The sequence below is a fragment of the Coleofasciculus sp. G2-EDA-02 genome (assembly GCF_040226375.1).
GTDB lineage: Bacteria > Cyanobacteriota > Cyanobacteriia > Cyanobacteriales > Coleofasciculaceae > Coleofasciculus.
On record NZ_JAVKEW010000147.1, the window covers coordinates 1 to 20,361 of the forward strand.

At 44.5% G+C, this 20,361-nt stretch carries 15 protein-coding genes and 1 pseudogene; 6 read left to right on the forward strand and 10 right to left on the reverse strand.

What is annotated here, in order from left to right:
• The first annotated feature begins 163 nt into the window (after positions 1–163).
• Positions 164–1,126 (forward strand): polyprenyl synthetase family protein, encoded by a 963-nt coding sequence (locus RLO19_RS17350; protein ID WP_446358363.1) that lies wholly within the window; start codon positions 164–166, stop codon positions 1,124–1,126.
• A 6-nt stretch (positions 1,127–1,132) separates the two neighbouring features.
• Here the strand turns inward: RLO19_RS17350 and RLO19_RS17355 are convergent.
• Positions 1,133–1,219: pseudogene (locus RLO19_RS17355) on the reverse strand (Uma2 family endonuclease); the annotation flags it as partial.
• Between the two features lie 152 nt (positions 1,220–1,371).
• On the reverse strand, positions 1,372–3,459 hold the full coding sequence (locus RLO19_RS17360) for an acylase (RefSeq protein ID WP_446358365.1): 2,088 nt from the start codon (positions 3,457–3,459) through the stop codon (positions 1,372–1,374).
• Between the two features lie 195 nt (positions 3,460–3,654).
• On the opposite strand from RLO19_RS17360, the gene RLO19_RS17365 reads away from it, so the two are divergent.
• Entirely contained in the window at positions 3,655–4,443 is a 789-nt protein-coding gene (locus tag RLO19_RS17365; protein WP_446358367.1) for an SDR family NAD(P)-dependent oxidoreductase, read from the forward strand.
• Between the two features lie 200 nt (positions 4,444–4,643).
• On the opposite strand, the gene RLO19_RS17370 is transcribed toward RLO19_RS17365, so the two are convergent.
• Complete coding sequence (locus RLO19_RS17370) at positions 4,644–4,835, reverse strand: hypothetical protein (protein WP_446358368.1); 192 nt, start codon at positions 4,833–4,835, stop codon at positions 4,644–4,646.
• A gap of 554 nt (positions 4,836–5,389) precedes the next feature.
• Here RLO19_RS17370 and RLO19_RS17375 point away from each other — a divergent pair.
• The gene (locus RLO19_RS17375; protein ID WP_446358370.1) at positions 5,390–6,718 is read left to right on the forward strand and encodes a glutaredoxin family protein; all 1,329 of its coding nucleotides are present in this window, start codon (positions 5,390–5,392) and stop codon (positions 6,716–6,718) included.
• A gap of 152 nt (positions 6,719–6,870) precedes the next feature.
• On the opposite strand, the gene RLO19_RS17380 is transcribed toward RLO19_RS17375, so the two are convergent.
• Positions 6,871–7,527: an HAD-IB family phosphatase gene (locus RLO19_RS17380; protein WP_446358371.1), complete on the reverse strand. Its 657-nt coding sequence runs from the start codon at positions 7,525–7,527 to the stop codon at positions 6,871–6,873.
• Positions 7,528–8,078: 551 nt separating this feature from the next.
• Between RLO19_RS17380 and RLO19_RS17385 the strand changes: the two genes are divergently transcribed.
• Positions 8,079–8,423, forward strand: coding sequence for a hypothetical protein (locus tag RLO19_RS17385; RefSeq protein ID WP_446337145.1), 345 nt, complete (start codon positions 8,079–8,081; stop codon positions 8,421–8,423).
• A gap of 171 nt (positions 8,424–8,594) precedes the next feature.
• Here the strand turns inward: RLO19_RS17385 and RLO19_RS17390 are convergent, their stop codons facing one another.
• Complete coding sequence (locus RLO19_RS17390; protein WP_446358372.1) at positions 8,595–9,257, reverse strand: class I SAM-dependent methyltransferase; 663 nt, start codon at positions 9,255–9,257, stop codon at positions 8,595–8,597.
• 407 nt (positions 9,258–9,664) lie between these two features.
• Here RLO19_RS17390 and RLO19_RS17395 point away from each other — a divergent pair, with 407 nt between their 5' ends.
• Positions 9,665–12,919 carry a protein kinase domain-containing protein gene (locus RLO19_RS17395; protein ID WP_446358374.1) on the forward strand — a complete coding sequence of 1,085 codons (3,255 nt, stop codon included), beginning with the start codon at positions 9,665–9,667 and terminating at the stop codon, positions 12,917–12,919.
• A gap of 348 nt (positions 12,920–13,267) precedes the next feature.
• Here RLO19_RS17395 and RLO19_RS17400 read toward each other — a convergent pair whose 3' ends face one another.
• Together RLO19_RS17400 and RLO19_RS17405 are read right to left on the reverse strand one after the other, a co-directional pair.
• Positions 13,268–13,465: a glycine zipper family protein gene (locus RLO19_RS17400; protein WP_446358376.1), complete on the reverse strand. Its 198-nt coding sequence runs from the start codon at positions 13,463–13,465 to the stop codon at positions 13,268–13,270.
• A gap of 328 nt (positions 13,466–13,793) precedes the next feature.
• Positions 13,794–16,115 (reverse strand): dynamin family protein, encoded by a 2,322-nt coding sequence (locus RLO19_RS17405; RefSeq protein WP_446358378.1) that lies wholly within the window; start codon positions 16,113–16,115, stop codon positions 13,794–13,796.
• A 607-nt stretch (positions 16,116–16,722) separates the two neighbouring features.
• Here RLO19_RS17405 and RLO19_RS17410 point away from each other — a divergent pair.
• On the forward strand, positions 16,723–17,172 hold the full coding sequence (locus RLO19_RS17410) for a hypothetical protein (protein ID WP_446358380.1): 450 nt from the start codon (positions 16,723–16,725) through the stop codon (positions 17,170–17,172).
• A 32-nt stretch (positions 17,173–17,204) separates the two neighbouring features.
• Here RLO19_RS17410 and mltA read toward each other — a convergent pair whose 3' ends face one another.
• The 3 genes from mltA to iscB all read right to left on the reverse strand — a co-directional run bounded on the left by mltA (position 17,205) and on the right by iscB (position 20,143).
• Entirely contained in the window at positions 17,205–18,383 is a 1,179-nt protein-coding gene (gene mltA, locus RLO19_RS17415; protein WP_446358382.1) for a murein transglycosylase A, read from the reverse strand.
• 73 nt (positions 18,384–18,456) lie between these two features.
• Entirely contained in the window at positions 18,457–18,714 is a 258-nt protein-coding gene (locus tag RLO19_RS17420; RefSeq protein WP_446337151.1) for a hypothetical protein, read from the reverse strand.
• Positions 18,715–18,868: 154 nt separating this feature from the next.
• Positions 18,869–20,143: an RNA-guided endonuclease IscB gene (gene iscB / locus RLO19_RS17425; RefSeq protein WP_446358384.1), complete on the reverse strand. Its 1,275-nt coding sequence runs from the start codon at positions 20,141–20,143 to the stop codon at positions 18,869–18,871.
• Between the last annotated feature and the right edge of the window lie 218 nt (positions 20,144–20,361).

Sequence of the window (20,361 nt, forward strand, 5' to 3'; positions counted from 1 at the left end):
GTAGAATTATATCGATTCGCTGTCGCGAGGGTTGTTAGTTGGTCGGCATTCATCTCACCGCTAAACCATTGGGGGTACTCGGCTTCGCCTCGATAAATCCCCCTCGGTTATAACGGGAGCCTTCTGCCGACATTAAGGTAATCCATAACACTCGTTCAACAATATGGATTGGCTAACGTCACTTTATCCAGAAGTTCGTCAGGTGCTTGAAGATGCAATTCCGAGTTGTTGGCCACAGTTGAGGTCAATTTTTGATACAATCTTCGCTAAACCACCACCACTGCTGTCTGTAGCTATCTTACCGTTAGTTAGTTGTCATGCCGTTAATGGGACAGCTAGAGAAGCTGTACCTGTTTCCGCAGCACTGCTTGCCGCAGAAGTAAGTCTGCGGATATTTGACGACTTGGAAGATAAGGATCGTCCGGGACAACTATGGGAACTGGTTGGAGAGGCTAGAGCCTGGAACTATGCCTCAGCTATTCATATTCTATCCTTTGAAATACTGAGTAAGGCTTCCTTTTCTCCCCAAATATTTCATAAAGTTAATCAACTCTTTATCGATGCCTTTTTCTATATAACTGTAGGTCAAGAACGTGATTTAATCGGGTTATCGAATAGTATTGAAGACTATTGGCGAACTATAGAATTGAAAACGGCTACAGCATACTCAGCCGCCTGTGCGTCGGGAGCAATGCTTGGTACGGAAAACCAGCAGCTGATTGAAGCTTGCCACGTTTTCGGTCATCATGTTGGATTGGCTATCCAAATCTTTAACGACATGGAATCAATATGGCAACCTGATGGAATTACGGACTTAAAGCAAGGAAAAATTACTCTTCCTTTACTGTATGGTTTGCAATCCCAGCACCCAGAACGAGATGAGCTATTATCCCTATTGACAGACAATAAAGTTGCTATCCATGCAGAAAGAATAAAAGAAATATTAGACCACATTGACACAAAAAGCTTCTTGATATGGGCTGCTCTAAAAGAACGGGAACAAGCCTTAGAAGCAATCAAAATTTGTCCCAATTCTCAAGGAAGAGAAGTTCTGGAATCTTATATAACCGGGATGTTTGGAGATATTGATTTATTACTGGAAAAACCAGAAGGTGACAAGACTTAACCCAAATCACCAAATCTTTGCCATCAGCAACCTGAAACCGGGTAACTCTGGATCACCACTAACCTGCTCTGGGTTTGCCAAAATTTGAACCTCTTGAGTAGGTTTGATGTCGCTCCACCCATAAGTCGAAGACAATAGCAATAAATTGATGGTGTGATTAGGCTTAATACTCAAGTAGCTGCAAAAGGTATAATTATCCCGTTAGCATTGCCAGAATTAGAAGTGGAATTGCTTAAATTACTGCGCTAAAACACTGTCCGCGATCGCACATTTGCCTCGATTTCCTGACGAGTCCGCCAAACCGGTCGCAATTCCTTCCCCGCATACAAGGGTAACTGATCCCCAATATGCCCAGAACCCGGTTGTGTGGCATTGCCATAAACCGTGAGTACCCTTGCTTTAACCGGATCAGAAAATTCGATCGCGGCAATATAACTATCCCCAGCCACTGATCGCAACTTTGTCTCATCCATTGGTGCGAAATCAATCACCTGGAAACTGCCTAACTGCCCAGAAGCTCCACTTCCGGGTAAATCCAGGTCTCCATACTTCAATCGCGCCCTCTCACCCCAAGGGACATCTAACCTGCCATAATCCGACTTAACCCTAGCGGCGGCTTCTGCTAAAGTCTTCACCGCCGCCACCGGATCTGCCAAACTATCTGGAGTAGTCAGAGGCGATTGAGGGTTCCAACTCGTCGCAAACTGATTATTATTCGGCATTAACTGTACCCAAGTAGCAAACAAAACCGTCCCCCGACTGTCTGCATTTGCCTGTCGATCCCAGTTGGCTAAGACATTCGCTGCTTCATGGGCTAATTCATCCCCCGACTGTCGTGTTGCAGCAATTAAGTCATCTAATATCCGATCTGCCAATTCTAGACGCGAGGAGAATTTTTTAGCAATCATCTCCTCAAAACTAATTGGACTTTCCCCCATCAGCATCTTCGCTGATCCCTGGGCGCGAAAACTCATCGATTGGGGTGCCATATAGGGCGGATAATCATCGGGGTTAATCACTTGGGGAAATGTGGTTGTCCAGGGTGGATCATTAGCATTTTGTAACCAACCCGTTTCTGGGTCAAGAATACGAGGTAAATCTGAATATGGATGATACCTTGTCCATAAGGTTTCGGAGGTATCGCCGGGAACCACACCCTGCCAATAGTGCCAATCTCCCTGAGAACGCACTGGCACTTGACCATTAAAGATATGCAAAATATGCCCGTCTCGGTCAGCATAGAGGATAGTAAACATGGGCAGTTGTAAACGGGCGACGGCTGTCTCAAACTCTTGGCGATTACTTGATCGCACCATATCCCACAACTGCGCCATTAACTGAGGTTGATCTAACCCCACCACCCGCAACGCGATCGCATTCCCTTCTTGTTGCGTAACCACAGCACCATGAATCGACCGCCGAATCACCAGTTCCTCTTCCTTTATTGTCCCATTTTCCTGCTTCACCTTCAGGGTTTGGGTTTCACTTTCAAAGGGACGAACTTGCCCATCAAACTCATATCCTCCATCAGCCAAAGTGAGTTGATAAGCCGTCCAACCCCGATGGGTATTGACTGTCGCTGTCCAACCCAAGTGATCATTAAACGCGATCGAGAACATAGGCATTCCCACCAACGCCGCCCCATAAGCATCAATTCCCGGGGCGGTTAACTGGGCTTCGTACCACAGGTAAAAATTCGACCAGGGTAAGTGGGGATTCGCCAGTAGCATAGCATTCCCACTCGCCGAATGAGACGGTGCGATCGCCCATCCATTAGAACCGGCTTGAGACTCTCCCGATTTCAACGATTCCCAGCGCTGGGGATTCACCACAAAGTTAAAATGAGTCACCCGTTGCAAATGTGCCAACACATCCACCCCATCCACGGGCAACACCACCTTAACATCATCGTCAATTTCCTCATCATGTTCGGAGGCATAACGATTAATTCCCGCCGCAAAGCTATCCAGATAACGCCGCATCGTTGGATCTTGCGCCTCGTACCATTCCTGCGCCCTGGCGGGAATGCCCATGGTTCGGACATACTTATCAGAGTCCAAATAGTCTTGACCCCAATACTCGGCAGCCTTACCCCGTGCCTGTCCGTATAACTGTAGAATCAGGTTGCCATGACTCGCCGCTTGCGCCCAGCCAAACCCTTGGAATAGATTCTCTATATTATTCCCGTAAATATGCGGTACGCCCCATGTATCCCAAAGAATCTCTGTTTGATCGTCTCCAGTAACTGGACGGTTAATTCCCCAGGCTACAGTAAATATAACCGTCAGCAATACTACGATCAAAACTGAAAATTTTTTGTTCAATCGGGGCATTTTAAATCTAAATCAAATTGGGCATTTTTTTCAGTTATCAATTATAGCGGCTATTTTTCAAATCAACCACAATCCGTTGTCAGATCTTCTTTTTTTCTGAGTTTATCCCTTGACTCTCAATTTAATTTTTATGCGTTAAACTAATAATTAAGTTAAGAATTCAAACCCAAACATCTCTAGAAACAATAGAGGATAATGTCCACTGCTTTAATTACTGGAGCGTCGGCAGGACTGGGTGCTAGCTTTGCTCAGGAACTCGCTAAACGCCAAACAGATTTAGTTCTTGTCGCTCGTTCCCAAGACAAACTACAGCAACTCGCCCAAGACTTACAAGCCACTTATGGGATTCAAGTAGAAGTGATTCCCCAAGATCTTACCGAACCTGATGCTGCCTCGAAAGTCTTTGAAAGGATCAACCAGAAAAATATTACCATCGATTTACTGATTAATAATGCTGGGTTTGGCGACTATGGCGTCTTTAGTCAGAGTTCCCGACAGAAGCAGCTAAAAATGATTCAGCTTAATATCCTGGCGTTGGTAGACTTGACTCATCACTTCCTCCCCCAGATGCAACAACGAGGTTCTGGAAGTATCATTAACGTCTCTTCAATTTCTGGGTTTCAACCGCTCCCTTATCTGTCCATCTATTCATCGACTAAAGCCTTTATTATCAGTTTCAGTGAGGCGCTTTGGGCAGAAAATCAGCACACAGGTGTTAAAATTCTGGCGGCTTGTCCTGGACCTACGGAAACAAGTTTTTTCGCAGCGGCTAATTTTGACCAATCTGCTCCTGAGAGTTTAAAGCAGCAAAAAACCGATTCCCCAGAGGTAGTGGTGCAGGAAATTCTCAAGGCTCTAGACGCTGATGATTGTACAGTAGTTACAGGGCGGTGGCAGAATCATTTGCTGGTTAATCTGTCGCGACTCTTGCCCAGAAAAACTCTAGTACAGATTGTCGAGCAACAGTTTCGTCCTCAAAAATGACCCAAGAAAGGCACAAGGAAATAGGGAACGAGGAACAGTAAAGATTCTCAACCGATGACAAAGGTACAACCTGAATCAGGTTGCACCTTTTTAGCGATTTGTAGAAATCGAGGGGTCTGACAATGTTTAGATTAATCGAGGTAATCAAGAAACTATGACCAATTCGTCTCTCATGTACTGCTAGTGGCGTCAGTTAGGGATCAATAGTTAGCTACTGGCATAATTTCGTCAACTAACAGAGGTCCATACAAATTGGATGTTCCTGTTTCGTGACTATTCCAGTTTCCTTGAATAAAGTAGATTCCCTCCTGGCAGGAAGCAGCGATTTTTCCCCTGTGACCTTTTAAAGAGCCTTTGGTGATTTGCACGAGTTCATTCTGCTTGTAAACCATTGTGATGCCTCCGTTTCAAATTTAGTCAAAAATTAACTTTTCTTAGATATACAGTATTTTGGCAAAAACCTTACACCATTAACGACATTCTTTCGGTATATTTTGGCAAAATTTAAACTTTACAATGCTTTACAATTAAGCAGATTTATTGAAACCGTTGGTATCGCAGGTGTCTGATTAATAGACATTTAGGGGTGTTGAGCGCTTTTGGGGGCAGGTTGTATAAATAACACACTTGACTTGGGCAAAAGATATACCACTCTGGTTGATCTATCTGAAGAAATACCAGGAAAACTCAGGATTGAGACGAAGGGAGAATGTCTCACCCTTCCCAAAGGTGAAATCTGCTGAGTCTGATAAAACGTCATTCACACCCTACCCCGATAGAACTATTACGTCTTTTTTCTAAGGGCAGATCTTCTCTGGGTAATGGATTTACAGTAGAAGTATCGTCTCCTAAATTTCTCTTCATGTAAAAAGGACGCTAAAAAATGATAGTTAAATCTTACCGCCGAGTGCTCCTGTCCTTTATCATCATGGTTGGTCTGATATTCGTGACTTCTCTTCAGCCCGTTGCCCAAGCTGGCGATGATGTCGTGGATGTCTATTTCTTTCAAAGCAAAACCTGCCCCCATTGCCTGAAGCAAAAACCCTTAATGACCTATATTGATCAACAGAATAAAAATGTTGACGTTACGTCCATTGAGGTCAACGACAATCCCAGGGAATGGCAGGAATTCCGAAAAGCCCGGGGAATCTCGTCTGGCGCTGTTCCCAGGACGGTGATTGGGGAAAAAATGTTCATTGGCTATAGTGAAGCCGAAGGACCTTTGGAATACAATCCAGTTCATCAAGCTTATATCGGCTACAAAAACCAAATTATTGCGGCGATAGAAACAGAAGTCGGATCTCCACTCAATTTACCCACAACTGATCAAACGACTCAGCAACAGACTAGCCCCCCGTGGCGGGTCTTTTTAATCCCGTTCTGGTATCTATGTAGTTATCCGTTTTTGAAAGACAAACTTGAGAAAGGACAAGGTAAACGTTATTGGATTGGCGGGTTACTGGCAACAACTATCGTCAGTCTATTTGTGTTTCTTGCCCTCACGCCTGATGCTGTAATTAAAACCTTTGCCCAAGGGCTTCCTTTCCCCCTATTTGTCTCTACTATTGCCCTTGCCGATGGATTTAATCCTTGTGCGTTCACAGTTTTAGTGATTCTGCTGTCGTTACTCACCTATACCCACAGTCGCAAGGATATGACTTTGGTGGGGACAACTTTTATTATCACGTCAGCGGTGATGTATTTTATCTTTATCATGCTGATGGTCTTGGCAGGTTCAGTCTTTCTGGAAAACTATGGAACTCAATTTCTGCTGATTCTGGGAATTCTGATTACCGGGGCGGGTTTGATCAATATCAAGGATTATTTTTGGTTCAAAAAATCTATCTCCCTATCCCTGTCAGAAAAACAACAGTCAACGATACATAAACGAGCGGGAAAGATCGTCAGAAATCTGAGAAATGCTAAAGGCGATCGCAAAATGTTTCTCGCGGCATTAGCCGGGACTGTTTTATTAGCCGTCTTTGTCAATATTGTCGAACTTGGCTGTACAGCGATTCTGCCTGCTGTTTACATGACAACACTGCTACAGTATTGCTCGGATACGATTGGCTTGTGTCATCTCTCGTGGACAGGTTTGTATGCCGTGATTTACATTATTCCGCTGTTGGCGATTTTAGGCAACTTCATCTATTCGTTTAAGTCCACTCGACTCACTGAAAACCAAGGGAGAGTGCTGAAACTGGTGGGCGGACTATTCATGCTGTTCTTTGGTCTGGCGATGATATTTAAACCTGAGCTATTAACCCTTGGCTAGAACTCTATCCCAGAAGGCTCCAGGGATAAAACTTTACATTTTGCAACTTAATCTTCTCTCCCCCTATTTCCTGAGAAGGGCGGGTTTAGTCAAGTTTCGGGACATTGCCAAAATGTTATCGGTAAAACCCGCCCCTACAGCCCTACTATTCTTTAGGTTTTTCCCCAAAGCTGAGATAGCTGTTGACGCACATCAAAAAAGTCATTCCAGGGTAGGTAGGGCTTTTGACGTTCATCGAGATATTGCTTGAGGCGATCGCGGGCGAAGACGACAGAGGCGTGCAATGCCATATTAAAATCCGTCACCGAATCCCCGATCGCAATCTGTTCTTGTGCGGGGTATTTTGCCATCACCTGAACTTTGGCAACCAGTTCCCTATCCCCCTCAAACTCGGACAATGGCTGAAGGTAATCACCACTCGTATCCACATCTACAGCATACACCCCTGCCACCCGTTCTAGTAGCGACTTTCCTCCCCGCTTCTGTCGATCCAGCACCGTCTCCACCATACCGCGCAATCCCCCAGAAACAACTACAAAGGGTACGCCGCGATCGTCTAGAAAATCAAGTAATTCTACCAAACCTGGGCGAATCGGTTTAGATTGGGTATAGGTGAGGATATCCGGATATCGCGAAGACGGAATTGATTCCAGGATGCGGCGCACACCTTCCCGTAGTGTTAGCCGTCTGGTATAGAGTTGGGGCATCACTTCGGCAGATAACTCAGGGGCAAAATCCTTTAACATCCCGGCAAAGGTTTCTACTGCCGTAATCGTACCGTCGAAGTCACAAAAAACAACTCGCTGCATTCGAGATCAGAAATTCAATTTAAGATTAATAAAGATGGTAGATTTGCCATCCCACTTGCTTGATTATGCCGCATTAAATCACTCTGAGCAAAGAATAGATCAGATATTTTTAAATTTTTGGATAAATTGATAAAAATTATCCGGCTATAACCTATAAAGTCATGAACGATGAAATACACCTAAGTTAAGCCCAAGCCTTCAGAACTTGATCTCCCTTATTTGTAATATCCCCAGAGTTCGCCTACAGTATTCGTCTCCCCTGCAACAGGTGAGACTCATAAAATTACCATGTTTTATCCATAAAATAAGTTTAATCAAATCATTGATATGACCAATAGTTGTTGGGTTATTATTGAGTCAGAATATAGTGGTTCTCAAGCCGATGAAGTACACCCCGCTCATGGGAAAAGGATGAGAGATAGGAGATGAGGGATAAATTCGTGTATTTCCTCAAGAGTAAGAACCGCGTTCAGTATAAAAACCTAGTCCAAAGCGATTAGCTCGCATCAGGGGGTATGTACCAGGTAAAATTGTGAACATAAGCTAAAGGAATGACTCTAAACTATCCCATCATTGAAACCCAACTCAGACTCATTAGAGCTTTACAGCGCGGATACGCTGAAGCCCTAGAAGCTGGAGATTGGCAAGCGGCGGAGTATCGTTGCGCCCATTTACACCGATTGTGTGAAGGGTTACATCATCTGAGTTATTTGCTGGATAGAGGCAATGCCTTATCCACCTTGACACCCCAGAATCAAAATAATTGGGTGGGAACTATCCGGGGTAACAATCCGATGCACACCTTAAATCAGTCCTCAGAAACGAACGAAAAGCCCCTTTCATCGCGTCCCCTACCCCCTGAACCACCGCCTATTGATGAAGTGTGGAACCAGTAAATGCTTGTGACTTTTCACCGTTGATAGGGGAGATAGGGGAGATGGTGGTGTTCCAGACGTAGCATCCTAAGTCTAGAACATTCGGTAGGGGCGGGTTTAGTCAAGTTATCAGATAACAACTAAAGGTTATCGGTAAAACCCACCCCTACACACAACTTTATTTTCGCGTTTCTATTGTATGCTTTTTTTGCCAATCAAAAGCGCCAGTTCTAGCCATTTCCAGTAACAATCGACATCAGTATAACCGATTTCCCGTAGCCATTTCAGTTGAGTTTCTACATCTAATAATTTATTCGAGGGATCATCGGGTTTGTCAGCAATCCCCATGCAAGCGCGGAAATGTTCATGGAGTTCTGGCGTGGGAGAAGCAACGTGTTCTAAGTTACAAAAAATACCACCGGGTTCCAGTAAGTTGAAGATTTCAGCATAGAGGGAACGCTTGCGTTCATGAGTTAGGTGATGAATGGCAAAGCTAGAAACGATCGCGTCAAATGTACCTAACTCTGGCAAGGGATGATCTAAATTATGTTCCTTGATTTTTACTGTCTCATCCCCAGCAAACCGCTGTTTAGCAGCGTCAAGCATTGTGGGCGAAAAATCGATCGCGATACTTTCGACTTGGGGGCGGTCAATTTTCAGAAGTGCCAGCAGACGCCCGTTTCCAGTGCCTAAATCAAGGATACGTTTGACTGTTTTAGGAACCTCTTCCAAGACGACGGCTTCACCTTCAGTGCGATGGGGGAGATGATCAGATCGCTCTAAATAAGATAGCGCATGGTCAGCCGATGTCCAGAGATTGGTTGGGTTTGTTATTCGTCCTTCGTCATTTGTCATTTGTGATTAGATAGGGAACGGGGAACAGGAAACAAAGATGAATACAGCCATTCCGTCATAGTCGGGGCGGGTTTGGTGGTATCTGTTGTGAAGTCAGAAAAGATAATAGTGAAACCCGCCCCTACATGTAATAAATATTACGTAATTTTACGGCAAATGCACCCAAACCGTAGGAGTTTGGTAACCAAACCCCTACAGTCGCCCCCGTAGCAGTGAAGCCGTTGACTGAAAAACCCAGAAATTGGATGTTCATTTTTTTTAGATGCTGCGTGGAAGATGGCAGCGGAGGGGAACATAAAATTTTGTTGGCGTTACGATTGAGACGGAAAGTGATTTTTGGAAAGTCTATGGCAAAATTATATCACTTGTGCGGTCAATAAAACCTGCTGAGAGTCTACACAAATCTTATGATTGGGACACGACTACGTGGGCGTTATGAAATTATCCAACCGTTGGGACGTGGGGGGTTTGGGGAAACGTACCTGGCACGCGATCGCGATTTACCTGGACACCCCCATTGTGTGGTCAAGCAACTTAAGCCACAGGTGGCAAATCCATCTGTGTTAGAGGCGTCTCGCCGCCTGTTTGATACCGAGGCACGGGTTTTGTATCAATTGGGGAATCATGACCAAATTCCTCAGCTTTTGGCTCATTTTGAAGATAATCAGCAATTTTATTTAGTTCAAGAACATATCGAAGGGGATGATTTACGGCACGAATTATCGGCGAGACGCCGATTTGATGAGATGCAGGTTATCAGTTTAGTCTGGGATATCTTAGAGATCTTAAACTTTGTTCATCAACACCAAGTTATTCATCGTGATATTAAACCCTCTAATATAATTCGACGGGCAGCGGATGGTAAGATTATTTTAATTGACTTTGGTACGGTTAAACAGGTGAGTACGGCGACAGGTTCCCCGGGATTGGTGACGATTGCTATTGGTACACCCGGTTATATGCCCCCAGAACAATGTGCGGGAAAACCGCGCTTCAGTAGTGATATTCATGCGGTAGGAATGCTGGGGATTCAAGCCTTAACGGGGGTATTACCCCATCATTTGTCAGCGAATCCGAAAACGGGTGAAATAATTTGGCGAGATCAGGTAGCAAAAGCCTCACGTTTTCATGACATTTTAGAGAAAATGGTGTGTCAGGATATCCGCGATCGCTATGAAACTGTGAGGGAGGTGTTAGACGCGATCGCATCCTTGCCTTCTAGTGCGACAATCCCCTTACCTAGCAATACTTTACCCCGTCCTGTGAGGACTCTAAACAGCTTACCGTCTCAGCTTCAGACTCAGCGCACCCTAGCTGCGATCGCGTTTACTGATGGTGTGGGATTTAGTGCCAAGATGTCGGCGGATGAAGAACATACCCTGGATTTAATTCACCGGGATTTAGAGTTAATGCGGCGATTATGTCAGCAGTTTTCTGGACAGACGATTAAGTCTACGGGGGATGGCTTATTGATGTATTTTCCCAGCGCGGTTTTGGCGGTGAATTGTGCCATTGAAATTCAGCAATCCCTGGCTCAAGCCGCCCAAACTTTATCAGAGAATGACATCATTTTACATCGAATTGGCATTCACTTAGGCGATGTCTTTGTCAGTGAAGGCGATGTCATGGGCAATGGGGTGAATATTGCTGCTCGTTTAGAAGGAAAGGCACAACCGGGAGGGATTTGTATTTCTCAGCTCGTTTATGATTTGGTAAAAAATCATTTACAGTTACCTACCACATTTTTAGGGAACTTATCGTTGAAAAATATTACCGAACCCGTACCGAGTTATTTAATTCAACCCGTATCCTCTGGAAATAGGGTATATCCACGCTCAAGTTCTCCCTCCAAACCCAAAAGTAAACAAACTCGCCAGGATGTTCAATTTCGCCACATTTTACTCAATAAAGTGAGAAACTATTGGATCAAAGGAGTATTAGAAACCTCGTTGCATGGTCGCGTCTTAATTGAACTGGGATTAGAAGAACGCCTGGATTTAGTCGAACGCCCTTGGGAATTGGTTTGGGAAGGTTCCGGGGAGTTCCAGCAAACCCTATTACCGGGAATCAGAGTCAGTGACAAGTTTCTGGCGATGGGCGAGGGGCGATCGCTCCTGATTTTAGGGGAACCGGGAAGCGGTAAAACCACGACTCTTTTAGAATTAACTCGCGATGTATTGGATCAGGCAGAAACCAATAGTAATCACCCGATTCCTGTGGTCTTCAATCTATCCTCTTGGACAGGAGGGAAACAAACCATTGCTGACTGGTTAGTTAATGAACTTTATACGAAATATCAAGTGTCTAAAGATATTGGTAAAACCTGGATTGATTCCGGAGAATTGTTACTATTACTAGATGGTTTAGACGAAGTAAGTATTACATTAAGAGAGGCTTGTGTCACCGCCATCAATCAATTTAGTAGCGAACATGGCACAACTGAACTCGTGGTTTGTAGTCGGATTCGGGATTATCAAGCCTTACAGCACCGCCTGAACTTACAAGCCGCGATTTGTCTACAACCGCTTACTTTAGCCCAAATTGATCGCTACCTGAACAGCGCTGGGACGCAACTTACAGCAGTGCGCCAAGTTCTGCGATCGGATACCACATTACAAGACTTGGCACAATCACCTTTAATGTTAAGTATTATCACCCTGGCTTATCAGGGAATATCTCTGGACGAGTTACCGCAAATGAGTGGTTTAGACGAGTGGCGGAAGCACTTATTTGACAGTTACATTCAGCGGATGTTTAAGCGTAAACGGGGTCAAGGGAAGTATAGCAAAGATCAGGTAATTAACTGGTTGATTTGGCTGGCAAAGCGAATGCATCAAGCCTCAGAAACCGTATTTTTAATTGAGCGATTGCAGCCGAGTTGGTTAGACACTAAAGCGCAAAAATGGCTGTATTCTCTAGGAGTTGGTTTAATCGGTGGATTAATTATGGGGTTAGGTGGGGGGCTGAATGTCGAGCTTATGTTTTGGCGGGAAATTACTCTATTGGCAGGATTAATTATGGGACTAGGTGGCGGGTTGATGGCGGGGTTAATTGTAGCTTTGGTCATGAATCAGATTGAACCCGTGGAAACTTTGAAATGGTCATGGGTAAAAGCGAAACGGAATATATTACCGGGATTGCGAATTGGGTTAACGGTAGGATTAATATTTGGCTTCAGCAGTGGACTCATTTTCTGGCTGATTGCGCCGAGTCAGGGGGCAATAATTGAGGGGATAACCTATGGATTGAGTGGGGTCGGAACGGGATTAATTTTCGTCTTATTGCGTGGATTAACGGGAGGTGGAATTGAGACAAGTACAGTTCCCAATCAAGGAATATGGCAATCGGCACAAAACACCTTAATTTTTGCTTTAATTGGGGTAGTTGCTATGGTAGGTTTGGCGCAAATCGTGGGACTACCGATTTTATTTGGTGCGGTGATTGGATTGCTGTTTGGGTTGTTTTCGCCTGCGGGAATTGCTTGCATTCAGCATTTTACGTTACGGTTAGTGCTTTATTGTAGTGGTTGTATTCCCTGGAATTATGCACGATTTCTGGATTATGCGACGCAGCAGATTTTTTTACAGAAGGTAGGAGGCGGGTATATTTTTATTCACCGATTGCTGTTGGAACATTTTGCTCAGATGGAGCGAAAAATGTAATGGAAGGTAACAGCGAATTGAGTAATCAGCCCTCACCCCCAACCCCTCTCCCACGCTTGGAAGAGGGGGGTTTATTCCCCCCTTTCAAAGGGGGGCTAGGGGGGATAGAGTAGGGTGGGTTAGGCGGAATTAAATCAAGGAAATAACCATTTAATGGGATATCCGCCGTAACCCACCAATAGTAAACACCTTGCACCATTAAAGCTTGGCGAATATAATTCGCAGCTACACAAACAAAGTCCGCGTAGGCGGACTTTTATTAAGCGGTCAAAATTACCATCAGCCACTTCTAATTCCGCTAAATCAACACAGGCGGGGAGATTAATATTCTGGTAACGATGTTATACGTCAACCCAACGTTAGGAATAAGGGCGGGTTTTGTTGTTCATTTATCGGTGGGGAGCTGAATTTAGTCCCTAAACCCGCCCCTACAATTTTCCCTAAACCCGCCCCTACAATTTTCCCTAAACCCGCCCCTACAATTTTCCCTAAACCCGCCCCTACAATTTTCCCTAAACCCACCCCTACAATTTTCCCTAAACCCACCCCTACAATTTACTGCTGATGACTGTCACTGACTCTTGTATAGCCAGGAAATAAATTTCCGGCTGGAAGCTAAAGTAAGCTAAAACTTACTGGATAAATTGAACCCGTTTTAACGGATTTTAGCTTTTAGCCCGTAGACGCGGAGCGGCTTCTCTTAGAGTAATTTAGTTCAGGGCTTTAGTTCTTGCCTGTGTAGCTAAACCTGCCTCTACAATTGATATCAAATTCTGGTTATCTACCCCTTTATAATTCAGTCCGCGCAGGCGTACTTTGTTTGTGTAGCAGCGATTTCAATCGCCCAAATCTCCCAAACACAATGGGTTATTTACTACCTTAAAAACACCATCGCTGACGCCTGATTCATCCTCGCCACCTTTGCCACCGCCTGACGCCACATCTGTTGATCTTGCTTCCGTGTTTCTAACTCCTTAAATTCTACCCAAACCTTTGCGCGAATATCCTCATCACTCAGAAAAATTTCCCACTCCCGCTTCATATCTCTAGCATAAATCACTAAATCAATAAATTCCTGCACCATATAATAACGAGCTTGACTCGGCGCCGTCAGCCAACTATTTAACGTCTCCTGACAAGCCGCAACCGATTGCTCATGCAACTTTTCCAAATTTATTAGCACATCTGAAGCATTAGACGGATCAGGTAAAATACCGATAACTTCCGCAATACTTAAATCAATATCCGATTGCAGTATCTCATCCAATTGTTTGCGAATTAAATGTAAAAGGACACTCCCATAGGAAAACTCGAACTCCCAAAGCGTTCTAAACCCTAACTGCAGTTGGTTTCCCCGTTGTGCCAGTAAATCTGCCATATCTTTGAGAAACTCCGCCCCTCTGGTTGAGGTTAATTCACCCAACCTGCCTTGATTCACCAAAACATCAGTAACCAACGATTTAACTTTATCAATCGACAACCTCAATCCCTTATCGACTTGTAAAAAATGCCGAGATAAATGAATTCGGAGTTCCCGAATGTAAACTCGGTAGATAGCTTGATAGGATTCCTTAAACTCAAACTCACAACTCCGGCTGATAATCTCCTGATCCGTCTCTGGAATCCCTTTATCCGTTTGACAGTTTTTCAATGCCGATTGCACCGCCACCTGAAAATCTGGATCAATCGTTTCACATTGCTCTTTTAGTTGATTTCTCAGTTCTAAAAGTCCCTGGATAAGTTCCTGAGACAGTTGCTCGAATAATCGCCTAAATTGGCGAGATTCTCCCGAATAATAACCCAACGCTTGAGTCGATTTTTCAAGTTCACGATTAATCTGCTCATGCAGTTGTTGCAGGTTACTTTGACAACGACTCGCGTATCGCCTATCTAAGTTTTGAATATTAACCGTTAGATAATCCAAAACCTGATTAAATACTCGGTTGGCGTCTTCTGAATCAGAGCAATCAGCAATTTCTGTTTGTACCACCTGAATAGTATCAATGTTTTGCTGAAGACGTTGACAAGCTCTCAGATTCTCCGTTCTCCGACTATAATTTAAAATCATAAATGACCGTTTTTCTAGATCATTGAGAGCTTGCGCCGCTTTATCATACAGTTGAGTATCGAGGTGTTGCCATTGATAACGCTGAGGATCAGGTCGTTTGATAAATAAAACCACATCAACTTCATTGCCCAAAGTTTCTAGCATCAGCGTTTCATCGCCTAACTTGGAGTCGCCTAAACCCGGAACATCAACTAGCGCAATTTTGCCAACATCAGGATTTTTAAACGGACAAACTATCTTAACCTCTTTCACCGCTAGGTGTTTGAATGTGGTTAAGTTATTCTGCTGAGTACCATCGCGTTTTTGCGTCACATAATCGGTAATTTCCTCAGCCTTAATTTTTAGCGATCGCGGATTCCCTGACCGAATCAACGATCGATACTGACTGAGATTTCGATGATAATCATAGCACAGGCGTTTGTACATCTCTTCATCACTTGCCCCTCCTAGTTCTTGTTCGGGAAATATCTGATTGGCAAACTCATCTAAACTAGGGGGTTTCTCCGCCAAACCGAGTTCGTCATAATAGGGATAAATGACTTCGTTTAAAAATGATGATTCAGAATGCAGCGTAACTTCGACTTGAACAGAGGTTTTGGGTTTAGGTAAAACCATTTGGTCTTGAATACCATATAAACTAGAGCTAACCCCATTAACTTGAATCCCTGTTTCCTCTGAAGCTTTGTTAGGGAAGGATTCCCCTTGCCAATTTTCAATTGTACTGCGAACCGCCGTGCAAGCGCCTCCTTCTAGTGCTGGAATTTCATTATCGGTGAGTCCACTCAAGGTTTTAAGTAACGTACTTTTCCCCTGTCCCATCAATCCGACAACACCAATATTTAAGGTAGGACGAGAGAAGCGTTTTTGCAGATTATTCAGATTCTCTGATTCAATTTGAAGCTGTTGGAGCAGATAAGATAGATGAACGGTATTTAATTTCTCTTGCATTTCACTCTCACCAAAAGATACCTCCAGCCGTTGGCGATACAGTTCTAATTCGCGCAGGGCACAAGAAAGCTGAGCGAGATGGCTTTCTACCCGTTGTATTTCCTGAGCTAGCGGTTGACGCTGTTTGATGATATAGTCAATCCGTTGCGCTCTCGTCCGGGGGGGTTGGCTGGTATTCATGAAACCAGATTATTATTGACTGAACCATAAGATTACTCCAAAGTCGGCGCTGTTTCACTTAAGCTGAATTTCGCTGACTCCTATAGGAATATGGCTGACTTGTATCGCCAGGAAATAAATGATCCGGTTGGCAAAGTTGAAAAACCTAGCTCCCGCATCCTCTGGCTTCCCCCGTGCAACAAACGCTCCCCCATCCTTGGGTCTCCCCCGTGCAAAAAAAGCGAAGCATCCTATGGCTTCCCCCTTTTTAAGGGGGACGGGAGGGGGATCTAAAGGGGGACGGAAGGGGGATCTATAAGGGGAACCCTGAGGGGCGGGCAGGGGTTGGGTGAGGGGTTTGACCCCCTATTTAATTAACCAACAGTATCCTTTAGTTCAGGGCTTAAGGCAGTGCCATCCAACTAGAATTTAGTATCATAAAAATCCTTCGTTGTGGGAAACCCTGTGTCCCTTCGCTTCGCTTATCGGGCAAGCTTTAGACCGGGGTTGCTTACTCAAGTTATGATGGTTGAATAATATATTACCTGTTGCCTCTCCCATTTGGCAAAATTGGGATAGGCAGTGTCCAATACCATAGCGCTGATCCCTTAACTCTTAGTGAACCGTTATGTCATCACCTGATCTGGATGGATTTATTTTAAGTCAGCAATACCAACTCAAAGCGACTTTACAAAGTCTTCAGTTGACCTGTCAAGTGATTCAAGATTATGACCCGGATAATCAACTTTGGCAACAAAACCGATCGCAAGTTCAGCAAATGCTACAGTTTCTGGAAAACGCGATTGAGGTATATATCCAAGACTTTTCACCCGATTCAGAAAAACGCATCCAGTTTTGGGAAGGCTGTTCCTTGGGAAAATCTCATAATCGTATTCTCCACCCCAGCCAACCCCCCAAACCATTAGTTGAGGTACTCAAAGGAAACGGTGATCCCCAAAATCCCTTGCATCTGGGCTTGTTGGTGGGTTATCGCTTTGCTACGCTCAAGCGTTTCCTATCTCGTTTTGAACTACCTGAAGATATGGACATTGATTTAGCTGCGGCTACCTTCGGATAGAACGTCGTCGCTTCTTATGTCTCAATCCCCAGTTACCTAGAATCTTTCAACAATAAATAGTATAGGTTTCCATTACCGCCAATTACTCCTGCGCGATCGCCAGCGAGAACTCCTGTCCCCATAAATATATCAACTCGTCCAGGTCCTTTAATCGCACTCCCAGTATCTTGATCCAGAACATAGCGACTCACCCAACGGGATTCGAGTTGCCCTTGGACGTTAGGATAGGGGATGCGAGTTTGAATTAACGCCAAAGCGCCAGGAGGCATTAAGGATTTATCGGTGGCGATTGAGCGTTCGGCTGTCACAGGCACACCCAGGCTTCCAGTAGCCGGTGCGCCATTGGTTTCCCGGAAGAAGACAAAACTTTGATTCCGGGGTAAATATTGATCAAGTTCACTCGGAAATTGACTGAAATAATCAATCAAAACCGGTAACGTTAACCCCTCAAGGGGTAACTTACCATCTTTGACCAATTCTCGCCCCACACTGGTATAGGGGTAATCAGTTTTACCCGCATAACCAACCGTCATCAGACTACCATCTGACAATTGCAGACGGGCAGAACCCTGAACATGAACCAAAAATGCCTGGAAGCGATCGCGCAACCAGACGAGTTCTAATCCAGACAGGGGGCTATTTTTACCAAACCCATCAACTCCTTCTAAATCAGCGCGAGTCGGGTGAGGCTTCCTCCAGTTATTGAAGTTCGTCGGTAAACGGTAGAGGGGATAGCGATACTCTGCACTAGGGGTGCGACTGGCAGTATAAATTGGTTCAAAGTACCCCGTAAATAAGACTGTTCCTTGATCATCATTGCCCACCGACTGGTAAACCTCAAACTCACGATTCACCGCCGCTTGTAGTTGGGCTGGAGAACTGGATGTGAGTAGGAGTTGACGAAATCGTACCAGGGAACGGCGCACTCGTTCCAGGGTTATCCCTGGGATGGGATAGGTTTGGTACGTCGCCGCCGCTTTAGGCGTCGCCAGATAGCGCAGACTATAGTCAATCGACTTCAGTAAAGCTTGCCGATCCCCCGGCTGTTCAGGAGTCCCCCAGAGTTGCTCATCGAACCCTAGAGAGTCCAGTGTCACCGATGAAGTATCGGGGTTTATTCGTTCTAGAGGAACATCGGGAACAGCTAAACTGCTGCCACTGAACAGCATTATCCCTAAACTCAGGGATAGACTCGTCAGTTGTTTTCTCATTCTGGTCAAAACTGTTACGTCGTATCATCAATCATTAGCCATTGGGTTTTGCCAATGACTAATGACAAAAGACTTAATCCAAAAATCGCTCTACGCTACCCCCGAAGATGGGTTCCACCCGAATCGCTAAAACGCTGGAAGGGCGTACTACCATATACTCGCCCTGAATATTTTTAATCGGGACGCTGATAAAGTCGTTCGAGGTCGATTTGGGCATGAGTTCGCTACTATACCATTTCTGAAACTCTTGAATTGTGGTAAAGCGCACCTCTTCCCGGTGTCCGCCAGCGATAAGAATGTGAACGGCAAACTCATCTGGAGTTCTTGGCATGAAATTTTCTCCTCAATCCATCCCAATTATCTTAACCCCGCCAGAAGACCCTCACCGAAAAAGAGGTTGGTAAGGGGGAAACTGGAAGCCCCTGTTGTTCACGATATGGAAGAAAGTTTCCCCCTTACACAAACAACTGAGACTAAGGGAATCCTTATTGATAGGCATAACCATCGCTTCTGTGAATAAATGAGCAGTACCTGTGATTGATTCCAGCTACTCGACCTGTAGCTGTCGTGATATCAAAACTACCTGTTGCTCGACATAAAACCCGACCAACATAAGAACCAATTTTCTTGCCTTTGGTGACAACAGCCTTAACAATATCGCCAGTTTTAAAACCAAAGTGCTTCTTAATGTTTGACCGATGACGAATCGGAAAACCATATTTATCAGTACCACACATTTGACGGTTGCCATGTCCTGTTGCTTTGATAATCAAAGGTTTTGATACCAGAATTCTCAAGGGTTTTGGAGTTGATGCACCTACATTAGAAGCATCCAGCCAATGAGTTTTCGGTAAGTTTTGGCGGCAACGATTGTATTTAGTCCTACCACCTGTCCCAGTTTCTACCGGTAAACCCAACTCTTTAAGAGAGTTAAACAGTTTCCATCGAGTAGCATTGACGGCAGCAGTATCAGTTAAAGGCTTTTTAGCTTGATCAAGGATTGACTTGAGCAAGTCGGGTTTCTTTTTCAAAAACTGCTCAATGGGTTTATTTCCCTTCTTCTGATTGCATTGGGTACAACTTAAAGTCAAGTTAGATACACGATTAGAACCCCCTTTTGATTTAGCGATTATATGCTCAATTTCTAATTGAGTATCGCTAACACCGCAGTAAGCACACTTCCGATCCCATTTTTCGAGCATATATTCTCTTAGTTCGTATCCAGCAAGTACACCTTGTTGATACTCGACTCCAGAGATCTCTGGATTCTGAATCAATTGAGTGTCGAAGCGCACCAATTCAGTTGATATAGACGTGACAGGAGATAAACTCAATAACCGTTTAACCCAAGTCAAGATGTTATCAACTCGGCTAACTAATGAAGGTGGTAACCAACCATCAGCGCGACAACGATTATTAAACCGAGGTTGACGATAGCGAGTTTTGCGATTTCTGCGAGAGCGTCTTAACTGCCTCCTAGAGGTTAGACTTTCTCGAACCTGGACTCCTCTGTGAGTTAGTTCTGCTGCCCACAAAACTACATCGTTTCTCAAGATTGCTATTCCCGTGGTTTTTGTACCTGGATCAATCTTAATTCTTAAAGGTTGATTGTCCGTTTCTTTAACCTCCTCTTTCAAAATGATTGTGAAAGGATACCTCTTAAACACAGCAGCTTTACCTGTTTTGAGCAGTTTTCTGGCTCTAGCAGGATGGGTTGGGTTTAATGGTTTTTTGTCGCTGTTTAAGACCCATACAAACATGAGTTTTATCTCCCTTACGGGGTAAAGTGAACCGAACCTAAGAGGTTCCGCTTCGCTAACGCCAATGTTTAGAGTCGGTACTTTCCAAGCGGCACTTCCTTAACCCTTGTACAGATGTTTAACCGACTTGGTTCTAGTGCTACAAACTGGTTCATGCATTCGTAGGTAGGAACTTTAACACTTGCTCTAAACGTAGACCTCATGAGTCTTAGGCTGGT

What these genes read in the sequence shown, in the direction of transcription:
- RLO19_RS17390 (WP_446358372.1), bottom strand. Translation starts at nt 9,257, where the DNA reads ATGACAAATGACGAAGGACGAATAACAAACCCAACCAATCTCTGGACA.
- RLO19_RS17350 (WP_446358363.1), top strand. Translation starts at nt 164, where the DNA reads ATGGATTGGCTAACGTCACTTTATCCAGAAGTTCGTCAGGTGCTTGAA.
- RLO19_RS17405 (WP_446358378.1), bottom strand. Translation starts at nt 16,115, where the DNA reads ATGAATACCAGCCAACCCCCCCGGACGAGAGCGCAACGGATTGACTAT.
- RLO19_RS17370 (WP_446358368.1), bottom strand. Translation starts at nt 4,835, where the DNA reads ATGGTTTACAAGCAGAATGAACTCGTGCAAATCACCAAAGGCTCTTTA.
- RLO19_RS17380 (WP_446358371.1), bottom strand. Translation starts at nt 7,527, where the DNA reads ATGCAGCGAGTTGTTTTTTGTGACTTCGACGGTACGATTACGGCAGTA.
- mltA (WP_446358382.1), bottom strand. Translation starts at nt 18,383, where the DNA reads ATGAGAAAACAACTGACGAGTCTATCCCTGAGTTTAGGGATAATGCTG.
- RLO19_RS17360 (WP_446358365.1), bottom strand. Translation starts at nt 3,459, where the DNA reads ATGCCCCGATTGAACAAAAAATTTTCAGTTTTGATCGTAGTATTGCTG.
- RLO19_RS17420 (WP_446337151.1), bottom strand. Translation starts at nt 18,714, where the DNA reads ATGCCAAGAACTCCAGATGAGTTTGCCGTTCACATTCTTATCGCTGGC.
- RLO19_RS17365 (WP_446358367.1), top strand. Translation starts at nt 3,655, where the DNA reads ATGTCCACTGCTTTAATTACTGGAGCGTCGGCAGGACTGGGTGCTAGC.
- RLO19_RS17385 (WP_446337145.1), top strand. Translation starts at nt 8,079, where the DNA reads ATGACTCTAAACTATCCCATCATTGAAACCCAACTCAGACTCATTAGA.
- iscB (WP_446358384.1), bottom strand. Translation starts at nt 20,143, where the DNA reads ATGTTTGTATGGGTCTTAAACAGCGACAAAAAACCATTAAACCCAACC.
- RLO19_RS17410 (WP_446358380.1), top strand. Translation starts at nt 16,723, where the DNA reads ATGTCATCACCTGATCTGGATGGATTTATTTTAAGTCAGCAATACCAA.
- RLO19_RS17395 (WP_446358374.1), top strand. Translation starts at nt 9,665, where the DNA reads ATGATTGGGACACGACTACGTGGGCGTTATGAAATTATCCAACCGTTG.